The organism is Janthinobacterium sp. SUN073, assembly GCF_030397665.1.
Taxonomy (GTDB): domain Bacteria; phylum Pseudomonadota; class Gammaproteobacteria; order Burkholderiales; family Burkholderiaceae_D; genus Janthinobacterium.
Window position 1 is genome coordinate 507,900 of the sequence record NZ_JAPUBT010000002.1, and the last position, 25,057, is coordinate 532,956.

Below are 25,057 nucleotides of genomic sequence, written 5' to 3' on the forward strand. Positions count from 1 at the left end.
GTGGGTGCGCAGATCGGCGTAGGTACTGTTATCCCCGTCAAGCGGCGTGCAGGGCTGGATCAAATATTTTCCCCGACCTGAGCACGCCGAATGCCACGTGCACCAGCTTGCGCATCATGGCGCCGATGATCAGTTTGGGTGCCTTGCCTGCAGCGCTGAGTCGCTTGCCGAAGCGCTTGCCCCAAGCCGTCCGATACACCGTCACCATGGCGGGCATGTACAGCGCCTTGCGCAGGAAGCTGTGGCCGACCTTCGACATGCGTGGCTTGCCACGTATGCTGGAGCCTGACTCGTGTTGCCGCGGGTCGAGTCCCGCAAACGCCACGGCTTGCTTGGCGCTGTCGAAGCGTTCTGGATTGGCATAGTAGGATAGCAGCACCGGAATCGACCGCTCGCCCAGGCCAGGAATGGTGTCGAGCAGCTCACTCTTGCCGCGTAAATCCGGGTCGTCATCGATATGCCGTTTGATTGCTTGGATCAGCTCCTTGATCTGGCCATCGAGCCAGGCAATGTGATCGGCGATGCCCTGGCGCACGGCTTCGCGTGCCACATCGAGCCGGTTGCATTCCTGCTGACGCATGGTCTGCAAGGCTTCCAGGCGCAGCACCATGGCGCGTAGTGCCTGTTCGGCGGGCGACGGCGCCAGCCACGGCTCGGGCTGGCGTTCATGGGCGAAGTCGGCGATCAGCTGCGCGTCGACTTTGTCCGTTTTGGTGCGCACCAGGCGCGAAGCGCCGAAGGCCTTGATCTGCGCCGGATTGATGACACTGACCAGCATGCCCCGTCCCGCCAGATATTCGGCCACTCTTTCCCAGTAGGTGCCGGTCGCTTCCATACACACGCGCGGGCTGCCGGCATCCTGCTTGAGCAGCCATTCGCTGAGTGCAACGAATCCTTTGTCATTGTTTTCTACTACTTTGTTACGGTGTTTTCCATTAGGCAGGCGCAGCGCGCAGTCGAGCTTCGCCTTGGCAACGTCGATTCCTAAATTAAACATGCTGTGGTCCTCTTGCGATCTACCTTGTGAATGCGGGCTAACCGGCATGCCGGTGCCAAAGATACTGTCCGATCTTGACATTGAGGATGGGTAACTGGTGCGAGATCTACGAAACTGGCTCGAAGCCTAAGGGCGGATACGGCATCCAGTTACCCGGTCTTGATATGCCTACCAAGATTTTGACAGCGGTCGATACCGTTCGCAATATCACGAACGGCATGAAGGGAATAATACAAGGTCGGATTAGCGTAGCGTAATCCGACACCAGCCCATACACCTTCCCAACACCACCATTGTCGGCTTACGCGCAAGCGCTAAGCCCACCTACGCGGCGACGCAAAGCATGGCAAAAGAGCCACTTAGTTCACGCAAAACCCATACCTCACGAAAATTCAGGCGAAAAAAAATCCTCGGAGACCGAGGATTTCTTTATTTCGTTTGATCCAGCGTATTAGATTGGCTGAATGTTCGAAGCTTGCTTGCCTTTAGGGCCAGCGGTCACTTCAAAAGAAACGCGTTGGTTCTCTTGCAGGGACTTGAAGCCGTTCGACTGGATAGCCGAGAAGTGAGCGAACAGATCTTCGCCGCCTTCGTCAGGGGTAATAAAGCCGAAGCCCTTCGAATCATTGAACCATTTTACGATGCCAGTTGCCATTACAATTTCCTATTTCAGTTAAGTTGGGCTTGCGCCCGTTATATCGTTTGAAGCAAGAAAGAAATGACAGACAAACTGCACTACTACCTCGAATCCAACGATGCCCAATTATACCAACAAAACTGAGAAAAACCATTCTTTCGCAAAATAAACTTGCGAACACTACTTTAATAGCCAAATCCCCGTCTTGCGGCGCCCTGTACAAGCGGCATGGAGACACTATATCCTAATCTGCGACGCCGATGCTTTGCGTTGCATCAAATGAATCATTGCAACCACATCTCTATGGTGCTGTCATTTACACGCTGAAATGGGTGGAGCCCGCATCGCGCGCGGCCCAGTGCAGCAGCGCCTCCACTTGCGCCCGCACAGCGGGCCATTCCGCCACCGCCTGCGCAGGCGTGTTGAGCATGGCGCGCACCTGCTGTTCAATGCGCCGGCATTCCTGGCCCAGCGCGGCAAAGCCGAAGGTGGCGGCCGAGCCGGCCACCGCATGCAGCGCACGGTGCAACTCCGTCAACGGCTCCAGACGGGGGCCTGCACTATCGCAGCGGCCGCTGGCCTGCGTGATCGCTTGCATCAGGGCCGGCACGCCAGCCGCATATTTTTCGTTCAGGGCGCGCAAACGCGCGCGAAAATCCGGGTCGATCAAGGTTGCCATCGCGATACTCGCCTGAATGGCTTACTTGGTGCCAAAGATGCGGTCGCCGGCGTCGCCCAGGCCCGGTACGATGTAGGCATGCTCATCCAGGTGCGAATCGAGCGAAGCGCAGTACATCTTGACCTTCGGATGCGCGTTCTGGAAAACCGTCACGCCTTCCGGTGCGGCCACCAGCGCCAGGAAGATGATCTGCTCGTCCGTCACGCCCCGTTTCTTCAGCACGTCGACGGCGTACACGGCCGAGTTGCCGGTGGCTACCATCGGGTCGCACAGGATGAAGGTGCGCTCGTTCAGGTCGGGCAGGCGCACCAGGTATTCCACGGGCATGTGGGTGGTGGGATCGCGGTACACGCCAATGTGGCCCACGCGGGCCGATGGCACCAGGTTCAGCAAGCCATCGCTCATGCCGATGCCGGCGCGCAGGATGGGCACGATGGCCAGTTTCTTGCCGGCAATCACGGGAGCGTCGATGGTCACCAGCGGGGTCTTGATTTCGCGCGTGGTCAGCGGCAGGTCGCGCGTGATTTCATAGCCCATCAGCAAAGTGATTTCCTTGAGCAATTCGCGGAAGGTGCGCGTGGACGTGTCGTGCTCGCGCATGTGGCTCAGTTTGTGCTGGATCAAAGGGTGATCGGTAATGAACAAATTCGGGAAGCGTGGATCTTGTTTCATATTGTTGTTCTTTCTTTGCTCTCTGGCGCGGCGGCAAGCATGGCCGCAAGCGCGCTGTGTGTCGATAAAATGAAGGATTGCCGCATTATCCCAGCCCGCAGCCCGCCTGTGGCCTGAATTTTCGAAATAATCGGATTTAGCGGGATCAATACTCGCGCAGTGCGCGCGCCAGGATGGCCGCGCAATCGGTGCCCGCCGGCAAGCGGCCATACGCGCCGCCCGGCGCTTGCACCAGCCGCGACTGCAGGAAGGCCTGCGCAACAAAGGGCGGCGCATGGCGCAGCAGCAAGGCGGCCTGCACGGCCAGCACGATGCGCTCAGATAATTGCCTGGCGCCAAATTCATCCGTCTGCGGCCCGTCCAGGTCGGCCAGCAGGCGCGTCCGGTACTCGGCAAAGGCGGCATCGGCATCGCCGGCCAGCGCCAGCTCGGCCGCCAGGGCGTCGCGCGCAGCCGGCGACTTGCCGAAGGCACGCAAGACGTCGAGACACATGACGTTGCCAGAACCTTCCCAGATCGAGTTGACGGGCAGCTCACGGTACAGGCGCGCCAGCGGCGCGTCTTCCACATAGCCGGTACCGCCCAGCACTTCCATGGCTTCCGCGCCGAAGCCGGGACCGCGCTTGCATATCCAGTACTTGCCGGCCGGCGTGAACACGCGCGCCAGCATCGCTTGCCCTGCATCGTCCTTTTCATCGAAGCAGCGGGCCAGGCGCAGGGCAAAGGCCGTGGCGGCTTCCGATTCGAGCGCCAGGTCGGCCAGCACGTTCTGCATCAAGGGCTGCTCGGCCAGCGGCTTGCCGAACACGGCCCGCTGGCGCGCATGGTGCAGCGCCTGCGTCAGGGCGGCGCGCATGATGCCGGTGCTGCCCAGCACGCAATCGAGGCGCGTGTGGCTGGCCATTTCCAGGATGGTGGGAATGCCCCGCCCCGGCTGCCCCACGAGCCAGCCGTAGGCGTTGGTAAATTCCACTTCCGACGAGGCATTCGAGCGGTTGCCCAGCTTATCTTTCAGGCGCTGCACGCGGATGGCATTGCGGCTGCCGTCGGGCAGGTAGCGCGGCAAGAAGAAGCACGACAATCCGCCCTCCTCCGCCTGCGCCAGGATCAGATGCGCATCGCATTGCGGCGCCGAAAAAAACCATTTGTGGCCGACGATGCGCCAGGCGCCGCCGGCCTCGTCGCCGAACAGGGCCAGCGCCTCGGCCGGCGGCACGGGCACGGCGCGCGTGGTGTTGCTGCGCACATCCGAGCCGCCCTGCTTTTCCGTCATGCCCATGCCGACCAGGGCGCCGCGCTTCTGTTCCACGGGCAGGGAGCGGGGATCGTACTCGCGCGAGAGGATTTTCGGCAGCCAGCGCGCAGCGATGTGCGGCAGATCAATGGCCTGGCGCAAGGCCGGCACCGAGGCATACGTCATCGTCACGGGACACTGCGTGCCGTTTTCCACCTGTCCCACTAATAGATAGGCGGCCGCGCGCGCCACCTGGGCACCGGGGCCTGGCGACGCCCAGGGCGCAGCGTGCGCGCCAGCGCCTACGAGGATGGCCATCAGCTCATGCCAGGCCGGATGGAACAGCACCTCGTCGATGCGGCGCCCGGCCCGGTCGAACTGCTGCAGCTCGGGCGTGTGGATATTGGCCAGGCGCGCCAGCGCATACGTCTCTGCGCGCCCCAGCTTCTCGCCCAGCGCGTCGAGCTCCTGCCGCGCCGCGCCGCCGCCCTCGCGCAGCAGCGCTTCGATCAGCGCCGGGTCACAGGCGAACAGATTGACGTTTTCAAACGGCGTGGCCTGATTGAAAACTTCATGCGTGTCAAAAGCATTCATGGGAGTCTCCCGCGATTTGTTATCATGGCGCCCTTGCTGTCGCTGGCGCACCGTCAACACCGTCTGCCAGCCAGACTAGCGTAAAGCGCATGGCGGGGCAAGCGCGCCAGTGGAAGCAAGTACAGATAAATGTTTCCATGTGAAACGAAAATGCCAGCGTATGTCGCGCAGCATGATTTTTTTCATGGAAGGCAGGAATATTTACAAAACCTGAAGCAATGTTGCTCTATTTCATGTAATCGAATGCTTTTCAATGATACATTTCGTGTGGATCGCGTTCCGATAGTTGCCCTCCGGCCCGCTATGGCGCGCGTAGCGCACGATGCACTCTTTCCGTTGGCGCCCTGCCCTGCAGCGTGCGCCGGCACTGATCACAAAAAGGTAAAAGCCCGCACGATGTTTTCCAGTACCCCATCCGCCGCCCACCGCGAGGCACGCCACGAGTTGGACAACCTCATGGAAGAGGCAGGCGACGTCGTGTTCCGGCTCGATACGGACGGCCTGATCCTGTTCGCCAGCAAGCGCGCGGCCACCCTGTTCGGCGCGCCCTCGGGCCTGTCCGGCCACTTGCTGCTGCCGCTGGCCGCCGAAGCATCGCGCGCGGCGCTGCAGGCAGCGCTGGAAGACTCCCTGGAGGAACCGGGTCGTCTGGAAGTGCGCCTGCAAACGCCGGACCAGGAAATCTGGTTCGAGCTGCGCCTGTCTTCTTATATGAACGCAGCGGGCGTGACCGAATTGCTGGTGGTCGGGCGCGACACCTCGGCCCAGCACAACACGGAAGAACGCTTGCGCCACATGGCCACGCACGATGCGCTGACCGGGCTGCCGAACCGCCTGCTGCTGTCGGACCGCATCCGCATGGTGATCGCCCAGGCGGCCCGTTCGGGCCAGGGGTTTTCGGTCGCCACCATCGGCCTCGATGGTTTTAAAAAGGTCAACGATGGCCTGGGCCACCCCGTCGGCGACGCCGTGCTGCGCCTGGCAGCCGCGCGCCTGCGCAAGACCTTGCGCGACAGCGACACCCTGGCGCGCGTGGGCGGCGATGAATTCGTCGCCGTGCTGCCGGGCAGCGCCACCGATGCGCAAATCAAGCTGGTGACGGGCCGCCTGCTGGCCACCCTGCAGGCGCCGTTCGAAGTCGATGGCCATACGATTTACGTGGGGGCGTCCGTCGGCGTATCGATCTATCCGCTGCACGCGGAAGATGAAGTGCGCCTGGTGGCGCTGGCCGATGCGGCCATGTCGCGCGCCAAGGAAACGGGCAAGGCCCGCTGCCTGGTCTACAGCCCGCGCCTGAATGGTCCGTCGGAACACGATATTTCGCTGGAAGCGGCCATGTTCCAAGCCGTGCGCGAAGGCGAGTTTTTACTCTTTTACCAGCCCATCGTCGATGCGCACACGCGGCAGATCCAGGGTTTCGAAACCCTGATGCGCTGGAAGCACCCGACTCTGGGCCTGGTGCCGCCCGTGCGTTTCATCCCGATTGCCGAAGCCAATGGCCTGATCAATCTGCTGGGCGCCTGGGCGCTGAAGGCGGCCTGCGTGCAGCTCAAGCAGTTCCAGGACGTGGCCAGGCGGCCGCTGTACATTTCCGTCAACATCAGCCCGCGCCAGTTCCGCAACGACAAATTCCTCGACGTGCTCGATGACGCCATCGCCTTTTCTGGACTCTCGGGCGAACACCTGGTGCTGGAAATTACGGAAGGCACCCTGATGATCGACCCCGTGCATGCGGAAACCATCCTCGTCAAGATGACGGAGCGCCGCGCGCGCATCGCCATCGACGATTTCGGCACCGGCTACTCTTCGCTCGCATACCTGAAGCGCTTCCCCATTTCCGTACTGAAGATCGACCGTACCTTCATCAAGGACTTGCCCGAATCGAGCAAGGACGCGGCCATCTGCAACACCATTCTCGACCTGGCCAAGCATTTGAATTTGTCCGTGGTGGCCGAAGGCGTGGAAACGGAGGAGCAGATGCACTTCATGGAGTCGCGCGGCTGCCAGTATGTGCAAGGCTATTTGACGGGCAAACCGATGCCGGCCCATGCCGCGCTATCGGCCTTGAGCGAAAAAACCTATGCGGCGCTGGTGCCCACGCCGTCTGCCAATGAACAGCGCGGAGGGGTGCAATGAATCCAGGTCATTTCGCGGTACCGACACAGCTCGGCAAAAACACCCTGGACCTGCTGTGGGCGCGCACGCGCCAGCAGGGCGACATGCCCGGCTTCGCGAAAGCCATCAGCGCCATCCTGGGCGCCATGCGCGGCGAGGATGACCACGAATTCGACATCACGCAAACGGTGCTGTCCGACCCTGTCCTCACGCACAAGGTACTCAGACTGGCCAACAGCGGCATGTATTCGGCCTTCGGCCAGCGGGTCAACACGGTCTCGAAGGCCGTGCTGGTGCTGGGCATCGACGCCATCGGCCACCTGGCGCTGGGACTGAAGCTGATCGAGGAGCTGTCGCAGGCCTCGCCCGACTCCGTCAGTGCGCACGTGGAAATGGAAAAGGCCGTGCTGGCCGGGATGGTGGCGCAGCAAGTGGCCACCAGCGCCGGCAGCCTGCAGGCGGAGCAAGCCGTCGTCTGCTCCATGCTGCACACACTGGGCCGCATGATGGTGACGTTCTACATGACGGACTTCTGGGCGCGCATGCAGGCGCATGCGGGTCCCGGCAACGAGGCGGCCGCCGCGCGCGAAATTCTCGGCCTGTCGCTGCCGGAAGTGGGCTATGCCACGGCCGCCCACTGGGGCTTGCCGCAGCACCTGATCAACGGCATGCGTCCGATGGATCCGTCGCCCGACAACTCAACCGTCAGCGGCGCCGACTGGATGGCAGGCCTGTCGACCATGGCGGCGCGCTGCGCCGACTCGCTGTGGCATGACGATGCGGCCGGCGCGGCGCAGGTGCACGCGCTGATCGACGACTATGCGGGCACCCTGGGCATCGCTGCCACGGACCTGGTGGTGGCGGTGGACAAGGCGAAGATGATGGCGGCGGCCGACCTGTCGATCGCCCCCCTGTCGAAACCGGCCGAACGGCGCGCGCGCCAGCTGGCCTCGACGCGCATGCGCGCCGAAGGCAACCGCATCCTGATCGGCGGCCTGGCCGACCTGCGCGGCGCCATCGGCAGCGCCAGTCCGGGCCAGATGGTCTCGATGGCGCTCGAAACGCTGCACCAGGGCTTTGATTTTTCGCGCTCGGTGGCGTTCGTGCGCAACCACCGGGATCATTTGTACTCGGCGCGCATCAGCATGGGCGAAGGCATGGCCGACCTGCAGGACCTGATGGCATTTGGCGACGCATATGAGCCGAACGTCTTCCACGCGGCCCTCAACAGCGACCGCGTGATCTTCATCGACAATGCGCGCGACCCGAAATTTGCCGCCAAGCTGCCGCAATGGTGGAAAGCGACGTTATCGGAAGCGCGCAGCTTCGTCGTGCTGCCCCTGTCGGCCAACGGCCATCCCACGGGCTTCCTGTACGGCGACTGGGACGACAGCTTCCCGCCGATTCAATTGAACCAGACGGAATTCAACCTGATCAACGATATTCGGGCGCTATTGGTGCAGTCGGTGGAGATGCGGCACCAGCTCGAGCTGGTGGCAAATAAAGTGGCGTGAAATTGACAACCCAACGGCAGAACTGCCGGGGTCGGACCTTAAAGGTCCGACCCCAGATCTTGCCTCTCGGGTCAATTACTTCAACTTCGGCGTATTCACGCTGACATCGCCGCATTGCGCGCGGTGCATCAGGGCGTGGTCGATCAGGACCAGCGCCAGCATGGCTTCGGCGATCGGCGTGGCGCGGATGCCCACGCAGGGGTCGTGGCGGCCGAAGGTTTCCACCATCACGGGATTGCCCTCTTTGTCGATCGAGCGGCGCGGCGTGCGGATCGACGACGTTGGCTTGATGGCGATCGAGACTTTGACATCCTGTCCCGTCGAGATACCACCGAGTACGCCGCCGGCGTTATTGCCGATAAAGCCTTCCGGCGTCAGTTCGTCGCCGTGTTCGGAACCCTTTTGCGCCACCGAATCGAAACCGGCGCCGATTTCCACGCCCTTGACGGCATTGATGCCCATCATGGCGTAGGCGATGTCGGCGTCGAGCTTGTCGTAGATGGGCTGGCCCAGGCCGACCGGCACGTTTTGCGCGATCACGTCGATGCGCGCGCCGATGGAATCGCCATCGCGGCGCAATTGATCCATGGCCTCTTCCATGCGCGCGATCAGGTCCGCGTCGCCGCTGGCGGCAAAGAAGGGGTTCGCATGCACGTGTTCCCAGGACTGGAATGGCACGGCAATGTCGCCCAGCTGACTCATGCAGCCCTTGAAGGTGGTGCCATACTGCTGCAGCAGCCATTTCTTGGCAATCGCCGCCGCGCCCACCACGGGCGCCGTCAGGCGTGCCGAGGAACGCCCGCCGCCGCGCGGGTCGCGCACGCCGTATTTATGCCAGTAGGTGTAGTCGGCATGGCCGGGGCGGAAGCTTTCCGCGATATTGCCGTAATCCTTGCTGCGCTGGTCTTCATTGCGGATCAGCAGCGCGATGGGCGTGCCCGTCGTCACGCCCTGGTACACGCCCGAGAGAATTTCCACCGTATCGGACTCCTGGCGCTGCGTCACGTGGCGCGAGGTGCCCGGCTTGCGGCGGTCCAGCTCGGGCTGGATATCGGCTTCCGACAGGATCAATCCTGGCGGACAGCCATCGATCACGCAGCCGATGGCCGGGCCATGCGATTCGCCGAAAGTGGTAACAGTAAACAGCTTGCCAAAAGAATTGCCGGACATAGTAGGAAGTGTGAGGACTGGAAAACTCAATTCTACCAGCCTGCGGGGCATGCCATGCCGCTAATGCCGCAGCAAGGCCCGATATTCCCGCCCGTGATCACCATTTTTAAATCCCGTGTTTTTTTTCATACAAAAAACACCAACTATGAGTTGCAATCATGCAATACAAGAAATATTGCTCTACGGAATAGGCTTAAAAAAACATTTTGCTTATTAAATAGCTATATACTTGGATCAAAGCGCGCTACACAATACAGGGTACCAATCCACATTTGGCCTGCGCCGAGAGCACGTCACAAATGCCCAGGGCTAGGCGTCGTTGCCGAAGACAGTACGCAAGTACAAGTACGGTAAGGGCAACGCAACAACGCCATGGGCTTTTGCGACGCGCTCGTAAAAAATATCGAGTCATCCTGGAGAAGCTATACATGCCCGCACCGATCATGCCCCTTGACGCTAACAAGGACGATCACGACGACCTGGTATTCCTCGATGAGCAACCAGCGCCGCCGCTGGCCGTCGCACCGCGCAGCGTCTGGCGGGTGATGATCATCGACGACGATGAAGACGTCCACTCCACCACCACTTTCGCCCTGGGCAACCTGGAAATGCAGCACCGCCCGCTGGAATTCGTGCATGCGTATTCGGCCGGCCAGGCGCGCGAACTGCTCAAGCATGAAGACGACATCGCCGTCATCCTGCTCGACGTGGTGATGGAACAGGATGACGCGGGCCTGCACCTGGTGCGCTACATCCGCGAAACCCTCAAAATGACGGACGTGCGCATCATCCTGCGCACGGGCCAGCCCGGCTATGCGCCGGAAATCGACGCCATCCGTGATTTCGACATCAACGACTACAAGACCAAGTCCGAACTGACGCGCATCAAGCTGTTTACCACGGTGACGGCCGCCATCCGCTCGTACGAACAGATACGCTCGATCAGCAACAGCCGGCGCGGCCTGGACCAGATCGTCCACGCCAGCACGCAGCTGATGGCGCTGCACGGCGTACAAAACTTCTCGGCCGGCGTGCTGGCGCAGATCGCCGACCTGCTGGGCATCCGCGCCGATGGCCTGCTGTGCGTGCAGGACTTGCAGGACAGCGGCGCCAGGGAGCTGCTCGTGTCGGCCTGCACGGGCAGCTTTTCCGGCTTGCCGCACAGCGCCCTGTGCGGCCTGCAAAACCCCCGCGTAATGGCGGCCATCGAGCACACGCTGGCGCAGCGGCGCAACGTCTACGCGCACGACTATGCCACCCTGTACTTCGCGGGCAAGGCCAGCCGTGATGCGGCCGCCTACCTGGTCCTGCCGCGCCCCCTCTCGGCCATCGATGAAAGCCTGCTGGAAGTATTTTGCAGCAACGTCGCCGTGGGCCTGGACAATGTCGAACTGGTATCGCACCTGCACAATGCCGCCTTCTATGACCAATTGTCGAAGCTGCCGAACCGCACGCGCCTGGTGGAAATCCTTGACGCCGCCCTGGCCGGGCCCGCGCGCGACGACGCCACCCTGGCGCTGGTCGACCTCGACCACTTTGCCGAGACCAACGACGCGCTGGGGCACCAGTTCGGCGACACCCTGCTGATCGCTGTGGCCGGCCGATTGCAAACCCAGCTGGGTCCCCATCTGACGGTGGCGCGCCTGGGCGGCGACATCTTTTGCGTGCTGGGCGACTCGTCGCAAGTCAACCCGAGCAAGATCCTGGCCCTGTTCCAGGCGCCGTTCTGCATCGACGGGCAAGATGTGCAGCTGTCGGCCACCCTGGGCCTCGTACGGCTGGGAGAACATGCGGGCACGGGTGCCGATGCGCTGAAAGATGCCGATATCGCCCTGAAACGGGCGAAAAGCCAGCAGCGCGCCGGGCACTTCTATTTTTCGCGCAGCATGGGCATCGAAATCCGCGAAAGAGTCCGTATGATGCACGCGCTGCGCACGGCCTTCAGCCAGGACCAGCTGTTTGTCGTCTACCAGCCGCAGATCGACCTGACCACGCGCCGCCCCGTGGGCGCCGAAGCGCTGCTGCGCTGGCAGACGCCGGACGGCAAGTTCATCTCGCCCGACCGCTTCATCCCCATTGCCGAGTATTCGGGCATCATCATCGAACTGGGCGAATGGGTGCTGCGCACGGCGTGCCGCGAACTGGTGCTGCTGCGCGAACAGGGCCACCGCAACTTCGTCATGTCCGTCAACGTGTCGCAAGTGCAGTTCCGCCACCCGCTGTTCCTGGAAATGCTGCGCGCGGCGCTGGAAGAGACGCAGGCGCCACCTGAGTTCATCGAGCTGGAAATCACGGAATCGATGGCCATGGAAGAGCCGGACCTGCTGATCAAGATGCTGTGGCAGATCAAGCAGACGGGCGTGAGCATCGCCATCGACGACTTCGGCACGGGCTTCTCGTCGCTATCCTATTTGCAGCGGCTGCAGGTCGACCGACTGAAAATCGACCGCGCCTTCGTCACCGAGATCACGGGTTCCGCGCGCGGCAGCAGCATCGCCGAGATGGTCATCCAGCTGGGCCGCAATCTGGGCCTGGCCGTCATCGCCGAAGGCGTGGAAGACGAGCGGCAAGCGCAAATCCTGCAGGCGCTGGGCTGCCCCATGGCGCAGGGTTTCCTGTTCGCCCGCCCGATGACGGCCACGGCGCTGGGCACCTGGCTGAACAACGAGGCGCTGCAAGGGGCGGCGTAGACGCCAGCTTGCACTGACCATGCAAAACGCCGGCAGTGCCGGCGTTGTTTTTACTGCATGCGATCGTTTAATCGGTGGTTTCGGCTGGCCAGTCGCGAATATACGCTTTCAGCATCTGGTTTTCAAAGCTTTGCGCTTCGAGCACGGCGCGTGCCACGTCGTAGAAGGAGATGACGCCCAGCAAAGTCTTGGCGTTCATGACGGGCAGGTAGCGCGCGTGCTTTTCCAGCATGATACGGCGCACTTCGTTCACTTCCGTGTCGGGCGTGACAGTGATCGGATGGTCATCCATGTGCTTGCGCACGGTGCCGCCGCCGATCTGGCCCGCGTTCTCGTGCAACGCGTTGAGCACTTCGCGGAAGGTCAGCATGCCGACCAGGTCGCCAAATTCCATGACCACCAGCGAACCGATGTCTTTTTCGGCCATGGTATTGGCCGCGTCAAGCAGGGGCTGGTCAGGCGTGACCGTGTAGAGGATGTTGCCCTTGACTTGGAGAATTTCAGATACTTTCATATTGGCCGTCCTGTCCGCGTGATTGGTATTTTAGTTATTCTAGCCCTTACTGCGACTGTAGCCTATGCCTGCGGAAAAATCCAGCCTTGCGCGCAATCAAATCGAGGGGGGATTGTCGGACAAGAAAAACGTAGCGAGCGGATGCGCGGCGCGCAGTAGTTTTGGTTAGACGTTTTCAACCTCTGCGGCGGAACCAGCCCGCTATCGAGAGACGCTGGCGCGCCGTCGGCAGCACCTCGTGCAGCATCTCGCCCGACAGAAACATGGCCATGCGGCCCGCTTGCGGTGCGATATCCACATGCCCGCCATCCTGCGGGTGCAAACGCAGCGCGCCGCCGTGTTCGGGCAGCCAGTCGTCGTTCAGGTACAGCACGACGGACACGGTGCGTTTGTCATCGTCGCGGAAACGGTCCAGATGAGCCCGGTAAAAGGCACCCGGCGCATACAGGGAGAAATGGCTTTCGTACTCTTCCAGCCCCAGGAACAGCTCGCGATTGAGGGTCTGGCGCAACGCTTCCATATGCTGCAGATAGCTATCGCAGGCGCTTGAGCGGCCCGCTTCCAGCCATGCGATATGGTCGCCACGGATATCCGGCTGCAGCAGCGGCGCATGGCCGCTGCCCACTCCAGCGCCCTTCATCTTGCCGCTGAGCATGGATTGCACGCATTCGGCGGCCAGCTGGCGGCTGAGTTGAGGGGAAATGAATTGCTCTAGCATCAGCCAGCCTGCGCGGCACAGGCCGTCAACGATAGACGGTCCGGGCACGGCAAGGGTGCCATCGAACGATATTGCGGGCATAGAATTTTTCCTGGTGGACATGCATGTGAGTGCGCCTGAAGCCCAGGATTTCGTTCGTGTGCAGCTGCTTCCTGGCGGTGCGGCGCACGCGCGAAGGTGGAACAGCCCGAATATCACTGACACGGCATCGTACCACCGCCACGCGCAGCCGGTTACTTTTTTCGACTTCAAGTTACACGCGCCGCCCGCCAGCACGGCGCCATGCGCCCTGCACGCGAGCCCTTTTACTCAGCGGCAAATCAGGTTACGATCTTGCCACTATAAAACTTGGCGGAGACACCATGAGCGGCCCGAAATACCCCGGTTTCGATACTTTATCCCTGCATGCGGGCGCGGCGCCCGACCCGGCCACGGGCGCGCGCGCCACGCCCATCCATTTCACGTCCTCGTTTGCCTTCAAGAGTTCGGAGCATGCGGCCTCGCTGTTCAACATGGAGCGGGCCGGCCACGTGTACTCGCGCATTTCGAATCCCACCAACGCCGTGCTGGAAGAGCGCATCGCCGCCCTCGAAGGGGGCGTGGCCGGCATCGCCACGGCCAGCGGCCAGGCCGCCATGCACCTTGGTCTATGTACCATCGCCGGCGCCGGCTCGCACATCGTCGCCTCGCGCGCCCTGTACGGCGGTTCGCACAACCTGCTGGCCTACACATTAAAACGCTTCGGCATCGAGACGACGTTTGTCGACCCGCGCGACGTGGACGCCTGGCGCGCCGCCATCCGCCCGAATACGAAAGTGCTGTTCGGCGAAACGCTGGGCAATCCAGGCCTCGACGTGCTGGACATCCCGCAAATTGCCGCCCTGGCGCACGAGCACCAGTTGCCGCTGATGCTAGATTCGACGTTTACCACGCCGTACTTGCTGCGCCCCTTCGAGCATGGCGCCGACCTGGTGTTCCACTCGGCCACCAAGTTTTTATGCGGGCACGGCACGGCCATCGGCGGCTTGCTGGTCGATGGCGGCACCTTCGACTGGCAAGCCGCGTACGACAAGACGGGCCGTTTTGCCGAACTGTGCGAACCGTATGACGGTTTTCACGGCATGGTCTTCGCCGAGGAATCGACGGTGGCGCCATTCGCCCTGCGCGCGCGGCGCGAAGGCTTGCGCGATTTCGGCGCCGTCATGAGCCCGCACAACGCCTTCGCCATCCTGCAGGGCATCGAAACCCTGGGCTTGCGCATGGACCGCCACGTGGCCAACACGCGCAAAATCATCGACTTCCTGCTGGCCAATCCGGCAGTCGAATCCGTGTCCTACCCTGAACTGCCGTCGCACCCCGACTACGCACTGGCGAAAACCCTGCTGCCGAAAGGCGCGGGCGGCGTCTTCACGTTCCGCCTGCGCGGCGACCGCGCGGCGGGACAGCGCTTCGTCGACAGCCTGAAAATCTTCTCGCACCTGGCCAACGTGGGCGACGCCAAGTCGCTCGTCATCCACCCCGCCTCCACCACGCATTTCCGCGTGCCCGACGATCAACTGGCGCAGGCCGGCATCACGCAAGGCACTATGCGCTTATCGGTGGGCCTGGAAGACGCGGACGACTTGATCGAAGACCTGGCCCGTGGCCTGAAACTGTCGCAGAAAGGCGCCTGACATGTTATTCACCATCGAAGACACCACGGCCTACTGCTACACGGGTGGCAAACCATACAACCCGGATCAACCCACGGCCGTCTTCATCCACGGCGCGCAGAACGACCATTCCGTGTGGGCCCTGCAAACGCGCTATTTCGCCCACCACGGCTGGAACGTGCTGGCCGTGGACTTGCCGGGCCACGGGCGCAGCCTGGGTGCGGCCAAGGATAATGTCGCGGAACTGGCACGCTGGATCCTCGCCGTGTTGGACGCAGCTGGTGCGGACAAGGCCATGCTGATCGGCCACAGCATGGGCTCATTGATCGCACTGGAAGCGGCGTACCTGGCACCGGATCGCATCAGCCACCTGGCCATGCTCGGTTCCACCTACCCGATGAAAGTCTCGCCGGCGCTGCTGGAAACGGCGCTCAAGGATGAACTGGCGGCCATCGACATGGTCAATATCTGGTCGCACTCGTCGATCGCACAAAAGCCGTCGTTTCCCGGCCCCGGCTTCTACGCCATGGGCGGCGCGCGGCGCTTGAAACAGCGCATTGCCGCCATCAACCCCGATCACGTGTTTTACACGGATTTTTTCGCCTGCAATGCCTATGCGAACGGCGAAATCGCCGCCGCTTCGATACACTGCCCCACTTTATTCATTTTCGGCGCGCGCGACATGATGACGCCGCCCAAATCGACCAGGCTGCTCACGTCCACCATCGCGCATGGCACCGTGGTGCAGGTCGACAGCGGGCACGAATTGATGGCCGAGCAACCGGACGCCGTGCTCGACGCGCTGTTTGCGTTTGCGCAAAGCACCCCGGCATGACGCCATGCCATGCACACTTTTTTAGGATCGATGAATGATGTTGTTGAATTCCCTGTTTGAAGAATTGACTGGCCGCGGCAGCGGCACGGAAGCGGAGCGGCACGAACGCTATAAATGGCTGGAACAGCTGCGTTTCACTAACCCGCTGGCGGACGAAGGCGGCCCCATGGCCGGCATTCCGTACTACCAATGGTGCCGGCTGCCGCAGGTGCTCGTCGTGGCGGGCCAGCACACGGATCTGCTGGTCGGCACCACGAGCTCCCAGTACCTGGTCTTCGAGGGCCGCCACGCGGCAGCCTTCGCGGCCGAACTGGGCCTGCAATACGACGCCAACAACCGCATCGACCGCCCCGGCGGCCTCGACGAACTGCTCGACGCCTACGAAGAGCAGGAGGACGGCAGCTGGGCCACCTTGCCGAATGCAGCGCCAGCGCCACCGCTGTCCGGCTGGGACGACGTGTACTTCCGCGTGCGCGACCTGAGCGACGGCGGGACCATCCAGAGCGTGACCACCATCGCCTACGAGAGCAGCCGCTTCCCTGGCTACACCCTGCTGGGCACGACCATGGTGGGCGCGGGCGCCATCGCCCACGACGACGAGACGGCGCAATATTTGCAGCAAATCTTCGCCGACTGGGCCATCCAGCGCGATTGCGCCGCCACCTGCCCGCCTTCGTCCGCGCCCTGGCCCCACGCACCGCGCCAGACGCCGCCCGAGACGTTCGGCACTGCGTTCGACTTTGCCCGCAACCTCGCCTACCTCGATGCGCTGCTGGCTGCCTACGGACGCGCGCAGACGCAGGCGGAAATCGACGGCGGCGATGACGCCTACTGGGCGTGCGCGGCCGCCAGCACGGCGTACCAGGTATTCGCGCTGCGCTACACGGCAGGCTTGCCCATGCCTGACGTGGAAACGGCGCTGGAAGCGGCCATCGCCGCCTGCGAAACGGCGCGCGCGGCCCTGGCCACAGCCTACGATGACGATGCCTTGCCCGCCTTTGATTTCGAACAATTGACGGATTACGCGCGCACCCTGCAGTTGCTGGGTGCCGCCCTGCTGTTCGGCCGCCGCGACCTGGCTGCCCGCCTGGCCGCCCTGCAAACGGCCTTCGATGGCGAAGATGGGGTGTACGAGGCACTGCTGTCGACCATCGATCCTCAGCGTCCCGCCGTCGACGAATGGTATTTCGCCGAACCCTACTCGGCCCTGTTCGAATGCCTGGATACGGACGATCGCGCACAGCAGCTGGAACACCTGCGGCACTACCTGGCCAGCTGGCACACGGCGCTGGTGCGCGAAGACTGGTTCAACGGCCATTTGCGCGCACACGGCCTGGGTGGCTACTACGGCCTGTGGGCCTTCGAAGCGGCCGCCGCGGCCAAGCACCTGGGCCTGGAGCGCAGCGCGCTGGCCCACTGGGCCATGCCGCCAGCGCCCTGAATCCCCCGTTCACTTTTAGACAAATATCAATGATCAACACCGCAGCCCTGTTCAGCACAGCATTTTTACCCGGCCAGGCCGGCTTCGACACCGACACGATTACCGGCCTGGCCGAATGGCGGCTGGACGTACCTACGCTGTTCAAGCTGCTCATCGGCGCCGGCACGCAAGCCGTCGCCTGGCCCATCTACGGTGATGGCGAAGACTGCGCCTGCGTGCTGGCCGCGCCAATGGCGCAGGCGCAGGCCAGCTGGCAAGCGTTATCCGCGCTGATGGACCAGCCACGCGACGCGGCCGCCATCGTCACGCGCGCCGGCATCAGCACCTTGCTGGCGGGCGGCCAGGCGTGGCTGATCCTCGATTGCGTGCAGCTGGTCCCCCACGATATCGACACGCCGGAATACGCGGCCGCGCTCGAGGCCGTGCGCGCCGAGGCGCAAGCCTTGCACGCTGCCCTGCTGCGCGGCGACCGGGAAGCGCTGGCGCCCCTGCTGGCCGCCGGCTCGGCAGCGCCGGCCACCGGCTACTGGTCGGCCACGGCCGATGCGCAGCTGGCCGATGTCGAGGAACTGGATGCGAATGCGCTGCCTTTCCTGCAAGGCCTGGAAGTGGTGGGATGGGAGGAAGATGCGCTGTGCTATGAAGTGAGCGCCGCTGGCGAACCGAAGGTCACCGGCCTGGTCACGCCTTATGGCCGCTGGATCGTGCCGCTGTCGCGGCGCTATGTCGACCTGGGCGTTTACTACGCGGACGATGGCTGGATCACCTTTGCCACGGCGGACGCCCCTGATGCGCACGGCGTGCTGGACCTCAACGGTACGGTCGTGTTGCCGCCCGCCCCCGGCGCCCTGTATGTGATCAGCCCCCACCTGCTGCAGCAAATCGATCCGGACGGCGCCAGCCGCTTGCTGCGCCTGCCCGATGGTGCGCTGCTGATGGACGGAGTAGACCACATCGGCCAGCGCGACGATGGCTATATCGACATCGAGCGCCAGGCGCACGATGACGAGCGCAATGTCTGCGGCGTGCTCGATGCCACAGGCAAGGTGGTGCTACCGACTGCCTACAGCTCCGTGCAGGATTTCGGCACGAAGAAGAAAATCGCCATCGTCAGCCAGCGCATCGATGGCCGCTTCCTGTTTGGCCTGGCGAACAGCCAGGGCGAGCTGCCGGCGCCATGCCAGTACGAAGCTATCGATAGCGCCACCACCTCGTCGCCGCCCAAGCTGCGCAAGAACCTGATCTTCGCCATCGATGCGCAGGGACTGGCCTGCATGCTGACCCTGGATGGCAAGCAGGCCTTCACGCCGCTGTATCCGCCCGCCCACCATTTGCGCGGCGTCGCCGTGCAAAGCGACTTTTTATATGTGGTCAAGGAGGGCATGGCCTGGAGCATGGATTTCACGGGCCAGTTGCTGGCGCAGTTCGACACCGTGGACAACTTCAAGGCGGCCATCACGGCGCAACTGAGCGAAGCCATGGGACTGGGTAAAAAGAAGCCCGTCAGGCGCCGCAGCTTTACGCCGGCGCAAATCCTGGCCAAGGCCGACCGCGAGCAGTTGCGCACCATGGCCGCCCTGCTCTTGCTGGGCGATGCGGCACTGGCCGCGCGCTGCGTGGACATCACCCTGGAGGAGCTGGCGGAAGACGACCCGGAGGAGGAATACGAAGGCGACTCGCCCGAGGCGGCGTGCTTCTTCCTGCTCTGGTCCACGGCCGCCCATGTGCAGGGCCACGGCACCACGCTGGACTGGAAAGCCGTCGATGAAGTGCCGCGCATCGGCCAGCATATCGGCCTGCCCGCGCTGCGCGATTTTTCGTGGGCGCAGCGCGAGGATGGCGACGCCATGGCCGAGGGCCTGGCCGCCATTGCCGCACACCTGGCGCCGCATCAGCTGCGCCTGGTCAACCTGCACGGTGGCGAAGACACATACTATCTGGGCATCGTGCGCGCGTCCGATGCGGCCGCGTTCAGCGCCGTGGCGCTGCAGGCGGCCTTGCGGCCGGTACTCATCGAATAGCCTAGCCTCCCAGCTTCTTCAGGCTGCGCTGCGCGGTTTGCTGTGCTTCGTCGACCAGCGCGCTCTCTTCCTCACTCGCCTTTTTCAGCTGGGCTATCAGCGACCGGTACATTACCTGGTCGGCCTCGTCGCGGAATGCCAGGGACTCGCCGCGCAGCTCGATGGCGCCCAGGCGCGACTCGGCAAACTGCAGCACGCGGGTAAACAGATCCATCAGGCTACGCTGGTTTTCCCCGAACCGCAGCATGAAATCGTAGCGTGCAGCCATGCCCGCCTCGATGATCTGCCTGGCATCGCTGCCCGACTTGCTGGCCTGCAGGCGCCCCCAGGCACTCTGCTGCAGCCGGTCGATCTGCGCCAGATACGCCTCGATCCGGTCGCCGGCCTTGATTACCGTCGCCTTCGACGTGGCGATGCCTGGCGCGCTGACCAGCCGCTCGGGAGCAAGCACCAGGTCCAGGTGGTAGCTGTCAATGTCGGCGGCATAGGTGAGGTTGGCAGTAGTCGTGGCCAGCGTCACATCGGCAACGATAAGCAGCACCTTGTCGAGACTGGGCAAGCCGGTCGGTTGCAGCACCAGCTTGGGAGCCGCCTGGCCCGGCTGCAGGTCCAGCGCCGCAGTGATGTACGCGCGCACCGCCTGCATGGCCTGGGCCAGCAGCCGGTCGTGATACTCGCGGCTCCACTGCATGTACATCGCCCTGTTGGCGCCGTGTATCTGTGCCCGCCGACCATCCTTGCCGAACGCTGCTGGCATGGCCGTGAGACGTTGCGCTTCCACCCGTTCGCTGGCCGTAAAATGCGGATCGGTATCCCCCTGCGTGATGCGGGCGCGCGCCAGCGTGGCAGCGACGTCGCGCTGCGCCAGGCTGCTGCGGAAATTGCGCGCCACCTGCCTGGCGTCTTCTGCCGAAATGTACGGCACATACACAGGCGCCAGCCGCGCAAGGATTTCCTCATCGCTCACATGCAGGGCCATGTGCCGCATCACCTCACCCTGCTGGTCCTCCATCTCGCCCATGACCTGGAACAGACGACGCATGATCCGCTGCATCTGCATCGCCTCGATCATCTCGCGCACGGCGGCAACGTGAGCGGCATCGGATGCGCCGGGTGCGGCCAGCGGCACGGGCACGGCGGCATCGGACGCGTGGACGGCGCCCGTGGTGGAAAACAGGGCCAGCAACGCAGCCAGGAAGACAGGATTCAATCGTTTCATGGAGTGTAAATCAGCAAAAGGTGTATCAAAGCCGTTCCAGCTCGAGGCGGGACAGCGTGTGGAAGGGGCTGTGCAGGACGCCCTTGTCGAGCGCACGCTGGAAATACACGCGGGCGCGAATCTTGTCGTCTTGCAGCAGATAATATTTGCCGGCATAGAAATACACCTCCGCGAGGCGCGGCGCCTGGCCATTGCCGCCGTCGCGGCTGGCCACGCGCAGCATCGTCTCGGGACCGGTCTGTTGCTGGAACATCCTCAATGCCTCGCCCAACCACTGCTCCGTCAGCAGCTCCGGCGGCCCGCCGGCGTCCATGGCCGCCGGCACCGCGCCCACGATGGCTTGCCATATCTGCCCGCGCACGTGCGCCAGGGGCTCGTCGAGCTTGCTGCCGGCCCGCGCCAGATCGACGATCATCTCGCGCTGGTTGCCCAGATAGATATTCGCCAGGGCCTTGCGCTGGTAAGTCTCGCCATCGTTGTTGCCCAACGCCACAGCGCGCGCAAAGCTGGCGGCGCTTTCCTTGAACTTGCCAGCGGCAAAACTGACATCGGCCTGGCAGGACAGATAATCGGCCGACTGGGGCTGCTGCTGTACTGCCTGCGCGGCATCCTTGAGCGCCGCCGCGTGCTGCCCCAGCCAGCTGGAGGTGCGCGCCCGTTCGCAGAGGATGGCGCCGGTGTCCTGCCCCGTCAGCGTCGCATCGGCGAGCAGCTGATCGCTGGCCTTCAGGCTGGCCTCCAGGCGTGCCTTGAGAGCCTCCTTGTAGTCGGGCGCTGCCGCTACCTTCAACATTCTTGTCGGCAGTAACATGCTTCCTTGTAACATTTCGTTCACCTTGCGGCTGGCCTCGACAAACGCCGGCACCCCGTCCGCAGGCACGCGGTCGCTCGTCACGTCCAGGCGCAGGCTGGCCTGCGCCACGCGGCCCGTAAAGGCCAGCGCCTCGGTCAGCCTGAAGGCGCTGTTGTCGATACTGTTCTGCGCCGGCTGGTACCGGGCGTCCGCCTGTTCCGGCAGCACAACCTCAAAATCATAGGTGGAGATCGAAGGATACATGGGCACCAGCAGCGGATGGCTGCGCTTGACGATATCCGGCACATAGAACTGCTCCGTCAGATTGACGGGCTTGTAGCGCATCAGCCAGCCCTGGTCATTCTTTTCCATGAACTTGCTGATGCGGTAGCGTAAATCGACCGTCATGCGGTTGTTCACGCGGTCATCGCTGACGAGCGGCTCGGCCAGCATGCTGAAGTCCGCGTAGCGGCGCCCCATCGAGCCTTCATAGGCCTGGCGCAACTGCTGCGCGCTCAGGCCTGCCAGTTGCACGCGCATGCGTTCGGCGCCCGTGCCCGCCATGGAAATGCGCACCTGCATGTCGGCAGGCTGGTCGAAGGCGCTGACTGTCACGCGTTCGCTGCGCTTGTCCGTGATCAATGCCGGATCCGTCTGTGGCGCAATCGTGTCCAGCGCCTTGCCCGTGGCATTGACCACCAGCACTTGCGCGCCGCCATGCGCCTGGCCCATGTTATCGAGCAAACCGTGCTGCCCCAGGCGGGTGGGATCGAGGAAGTATGTCTTGCCATCAACGTGTACGCGCACGATGGCGTGGTCGAACAACAAGGGACTGGGCAGCATGCGGTCCAGGCCCTTGCGCATTTCGGTCGACACCAGCACGGGTTCGGCGACGATGCCCAGTTCCCGCAGCATGGCCACCATCAGCAACGACTTGTCCTTGCAATCGCCATAGCGGCGCTGCAGCACCTGGGCAGGTGGAAACGGCCGGTGCGAACTCTCGCCCATCGACAGCGACAGATAGCGGATCTCGTTCTGCACAAATTCCAGCACCTTGACCACCTGCTGCGAGGGCGCGCCCGTGGCGCCCGCGGCGCGTAGTGCGTCCTTCACGGCGGCGCCGCCCGCTGGCGTATCGAACAGTCCCTGCGCCCACTGATTGACTTCCTTCCAGCTGCCCAGTTCGGAAAACTGGATCCAGCGGTAAGTCGACACATCGGCCGGCACATATGGCTCGGCCACCACCGCCGGCAGGTCGCGTGCCTCGAAGCGCAGGATGCGGCGGCCATTGCGTCGCTGTTCTTTGGGTGCAATGGCGAGGTTGCCACCCTGCATGCGGTAGGCGATGCCGCGCTGCTCGGGCATGTCAAGCGTGATGCGCCGCAAGCCCACGGGCACAGGACTGTCCCACGCGGCGGCGTCGAAGAACTTGCCGTCAAACACAGGATTCTGGCCCAGCACCGTGTACGCCACTTCCAATGTATCGCCCACGCGCACGTCATCGGTGACGATGGCGGCCGTGATCGCACCCGAATACACGCCTTGCGACAACCCCGTTTCGCGCTGCAGGAAACGGATATCGGCCGACGCCAGCTTGTCGATCACCTGATCGCCACGCACGATGCGCAGGCGGTGCAGCTGCACACGCTGATAATCGGGCTGGAACGCGATTTCGTACTGACCCAGCGCCGATACGCTGGACGCCTCATTGGCAATCAATGCCCGGTGGATATAGTAGGCGCTCTGTTCGCCCACATGAAATTGCACGTCGGACAAGCGGATTGCCAGCGGACTGTCCTTGGCGGCGGGGGGCAGCTGGCTGATGCTATCGACCCAAGCGGGGAACGGAACGGCGCGCGTAAAGGCGGCCTCGGCCAGTTGCACACTGCGCATGCCGGCAACCGGCGTGAAGGGAGCTTCGGTGGCGGCGGAAGCGAAGGAAAGCGCTCCATGGGAGACAAGAATAGACAGCAACAGGACTGGCCATGCACGCGGCAACAGCGCTGACAAATGTAATGCGAACATTGACAATTTAAGTAAGGAAATTATCAATTATAGATTAATTAACCTCATTGTATTGCTGAAAGGAAAAACTTCTTGATTAGCAAAGCATTGCGCCAGAAGCTGGCGTATCGGCGCCGGGCCAATCCCTCAGGCGCAGCGCACTTCGCCGAAATGCTGGGCCAAAGTCAGGCCCAGTCCCTGCTCCACGGCGTTTTCCACCTGTGCCGCCAGCGCGGCCGCTTCTTCGGCCGCCTTGATGTCGCGCTCATTGGTGGAACCTGCCGGATAGCCGGAATTGACGCGCATGCCGCCGAAGACGAACAAGCGGTAGACGTCGGCCAGGCTGATGCGGTTGACATTGCCCAGCAAAACCCAATGGTCGGAACTGTCGGCCACGCGCTTGCCCCACTGCACGCGCACGGCGCCATCCACATTGACTCGTCCCACCCAGCCCTGCTGCACCATCTTGTCGAGCAGGGTTTCCATCTCTTCGAAGCCCAGGCGCGTGCTGCGGCGTATCTCGGCCGCGCCCACCAGGGCCGAATCGGCGCAGTGACAGGCCCGGTGCAGCACTTTCAAGATGGCGACGGCATCGACGAATTCGCTGCCCGGCGCCGCCTCGTACCACCAGCGTTCGTATTTCACGACGGGCAAGGCGGCCACCAGCAAGGCGCCCACCAGAGTGATCATCCAGCTCAGGTATATCCACACGAGGAACAGCGGCAAGGCGGCCAGCGCGCCATAGATGCGCGAATAGGTGGGGAACTCCTGGATGAATTCACCGAAGCCCCGCTTGGCCACCTCGAACGCCAGCGCCGCCAGCAAGCCGCCCCAGGCCGCGTCGCGCCAGTCCACGTCGCGGTTCGGCACGGCGATGTACAGCAAGGTAAACGCCAGCATGGTCAGGCCGATCGACACCAGCGTGTAAAACACGGCGCCGAGGAAAGGCACGGCGCCCACCACGCCGCTGGTGGCCATGAAGAGGCGCGACGTCACCGTCAGCGAGACACCCACCAGCAGCGGCCCCAGGGTGACGATGGCCCAGTAGACGAGCAGGCGCTTGGTCCAGCGGCGCTCCTGGCGCACGCGCCAGATGCGGTTGAAGACGCGCTCGATCAAGCCCATCATGCCCACCGAAGTGACGATCAGGGCACCCGCGCCGATGGCCGACAGGCGCGTGGCTTTCGAGGCAAACGTGGTCAAATAATCGAGGATGGTGTTCGAAATGCCCTTGGGCATCACGCTTTGCACAAAATAGTCTTCCAGCGCGTGGCGGAAGGTATTAAACAGGGGGAAAGTGGTGAAGATGGCCAGGGCCAGGGTGAGCAGCGGCACCAGCGCGAACACGGTGGCGAAGGTCAGGCTGCCGGCCACTTGCGGCAAGCTTTCCTCGCGCACGCGGCGGCGTGCGAACTGCAGCAGGTCGCGCGTTTCGGACCACGTCAGGCCGCGCACGATGGCCAGGCCCATGCTCAGGGCGCGCCACAGGTATTGAAAGATGGGGAGTATATATTTTGAAAACATGTGCAAAATCAGAACGGCGCCATGACAGCAGTCG

General features: G+C 63.1%; 18 protein-coding genes. 7 read left to right on the plus strand and 11 right to left on the minus strand.

Annotated elements, in window-relative coordinates; translation table 11 throughout:
- Positions 1 to 37: 37 nt before the first annotated feature.
- The 5 genes from O0882_RS10280 to O0882_RS10300 all read right to left on the minus strand — a co-directional run bounded on the left by O0882_RS10280 (position 38) and on the right by O0882_RS10300 (position 4,813).
- On the minus strand, positions 38 to 997 hold the full coding sequence (locus tag O0882_RS10280; RefSeq protein ID WP_289947607.1) for an IS110 family transposase: 960 nt from the start codon (positions 995 to 997) through the stop codon (positions 38 to 40).
- Between the two features lie 451 nt (positions 998 to 1,448).
- Entirely contained in the window at positions 1,449 to 1,652 is a 204-nt protein-coding gene (locus O0882_RS10285; protein ID WP_010398811.1) for a cold-shock protein, read from the minus strand.
- A gap of 298 nt (positions 1,653 to 1,950) precedes the next feature.
- On the minus strand, positions 1,951 to 2,313 hold the full coding sequence (locus O0882_RS10290) for an Hpt domain-containing protein (protein ID WP_289947608.1): 363 nt from the start codon (positions 2,311 to 2,313) through the stop codon (positions 1,951 to 1,953).
- A 21-nt stretch (positions 2,314 to 2,334) separates the two neighbouring features.
- Positions 2,335 to 2,985, minus strand: coding sequence for a uracil phosphoribosyltransferase (upp, locus tag O0882_RS10295; protein ID WP_219136729.1), 651 nt, complete (start codon positions 2,983 to 2,985; stop codon positions 2,335 to 2,337).
- 145 nt (positions 2,986 to 3,130) lie between these two features.
- Entirely contained in the window at positions 3,131 to 4,813 is a 1,683-nt protein-coding gene (locus O0882_RS10300) for an isovaleryl-CoA dehydrogenase (RefSeq protein ID WP_289947609.1), read from the minus strand.
- 396 nt (positions 4,814 to 5,209) lie between these two features.
- Between O0882_RS10300 and O0882_RS10305 the strand changes: the two genes are divergently transcribed.
- Positions 5,210 to 6,949 carry an EAL domain-containing protein gene (locus tag O0882_RS10305; RefSeq protein ID WP_289947611.1) on the plus strand — a complete coding sequence of 580 codons (1,740 nt, stop codon included), beginning with the start codon at positions 5,210 to 5,212 and terminating at the stop codon, positions 6,947 to 6,949.
- On the plus strand, positions 6,946 to 8,442 hold the full coding sequence (locus O0882_RS10310) for an HDOD domain-containing protein (protein WP_289947613.1): 1,497 nt from the start codon (positions 6,946 to 6,948) through the stop codon (positions 8,440 to 8,442). Before O0882_RS10305 ends, O0882_RS10310 begins: the two co-directional genes overlap by 4 nt.
- Positions 8,443 to 8,517: 75 nt before the next feature.
- On the opposite strand, the gene aroC is transcribed toward O0882_RS10310, so the two are convergent.
- Positions 8,518 to 9,612, minus strand: a complete 1,095-nt coding sequence (gene aroC / locus O0882_RS10315; RefSeq protein ID WP_289947614.1) for a chorismate synthase — start codon at positions 9,610 to 9,612, stop codon at positions 8,518 to 8,520.
- Between the two features lie 428 nt (positions 9,613 to 10,040).
- Here aroC and O0882_RS10320 point away from each other — a divergent pair, with 428 nt between their 5' ends.
- A complete protein-coding gene (locus O0882_RS10320; RefSeq protein ID WP_289947616.1) occupies positions 10,041 to 12,302 on the plus strand; it encodes an EAL domain-containing protein in 2,262 nt (753 codons plus the stop codon).
- 67 nt (positions 12,303 to 12,369) lie between these two features.
- On the opposite strand, the gene O0882_RS10325 is transcribed toward O0882_RS10320, so the two are convergent.
- A complete protein-coding gene (locus O0882_RS10325; protein WP_010398828.1) occupies positions 12,370 to 12,816 on the minus strand; it encodes a CBS domain-containing protein in 447 nt (148 codons plus the stop codon).
- 175 nt (positions 12,817 to 12,991) lie between these two features.
- Positions 12,992 to 13,615, minus strand: coding sequence for a 2OG-Fe(II) oxygenase (locus tag O0882_RS10330; protein WP_289947617.1), 624 nt, complete (start codon positions 13,613 to 13,615; stop codon positions 12,992 to 12,994).
- Positions 13,616 to 13,896: 281 nt separating this feature from the next.
- Here O0882_RS10330 and O0882_RS10335 point away from each other — a divergent pair, with 281 nt between their 5' ends.
- The 4 genes from O0882_RS10335 to O0882_RS10350 are packed head-to-tail and all read left to right on the plus strand — an operon-like array spanning position 13,897 to position 19,483.
- Positions 13,897 to 15,207 carry an O-acetylhomoserine aminocarboxypropyltransferase gene (locus O0882_RS10335; RefSeq protein ID WP_289947619.1) on the plus strand — a complete coding sequence of 437 codons (1,311 nt, stop codon included), beginning with the start codon at positions 13,897 to 13,899 and terminating at the stop codon, positions 15,205 to 15,207.
- A gap of 1 nt (position 15,208) precedes the next feature.
- Positions 15,209 to 16,021 carry an alpha/beta hydrolase gene (locus O0882_RS10340; protein ID WP_289947620.1) on the plus strand — a complete coding sequence of 271 codons (813 nt, stop codon included), beginning with the start codon at positions 15,209 to 15,211 and terminating at the stop codon, positions 16,019 to 16,021.
- Between the two features lie 34 nt (positions 16,022 to 16,055).
- Entirely contained in the window at positions 16,056 to 17,462 is a 1,407-nt protein-coding gene (locus tag O0882_RS10345) for a PoNe immunity protein domain-containing protein (protein ID WP_289947622.1), read from the plus strand.
- A gap of 29 nt (positions 17,463 to 17,491) precedes the next feature.
- A complete protein-coding gene (locus O0882_RS10350; protein ID WP_289947623.1) occupies positions 17,492 to 19,483 on the plus strand; it encodes a WG repeat-containing protein in 1,992 nt (663 codons plus the stop codon).
- Position 19,484: 1 nt separating this feature from the next.
- Here O0882_RS10350 and O0882_RS10355 read toward each other — a convergent pair whose 3' ends face one another.
- The 3 genes from O0882_RS10355 to O0882_RS10365 all read right to left on the minus strand — a co-directional run bounded on the left by O0882_RS10355 (position 19,485) and on the right by O0882_RS10365 (position 25,023).
- On the minus strand, positions 19,485 to 20,702 hold the full coding sequence (locus O0882_RS10355; RefSeq protein ID WP_289947624.1) for a hypothetical protein: 1,218 nt from the start codon (positions 20,700 to 20,702) through the stop codon (positions 19,485 to 19,487).
- A 25-nt stretch (positions 20,703 to 20,727) separates the two neighbouring features.
- Positions 20,728 to 23,388, minus strand: a complete 2,661-nt coding sequence (locus O0882_RS10360; protein ID WP_289947626.1) for a DUF3857 domain-containing protein — start codon at positions 23,386 to 23,388, stop codon at positions 20,728 to 20,730.
- Positions 23,389 to 23,646: 258 nt separating this feature from the next.
- Positions 23,647 to 25,023 (minus strand): YihY family inner membrane protein, encoded by a 1,377-nt coding sequence (locus tag O0882_RS10365; protein ID WP_289947628.1) that lies wholly within the window; start codon positions 25,021 to 25,023, stop codon positions 23,647 to 23,649.
- Between the last annotated feature and the right edge of the window lie 34 nt (positions 25,024 to 25,057).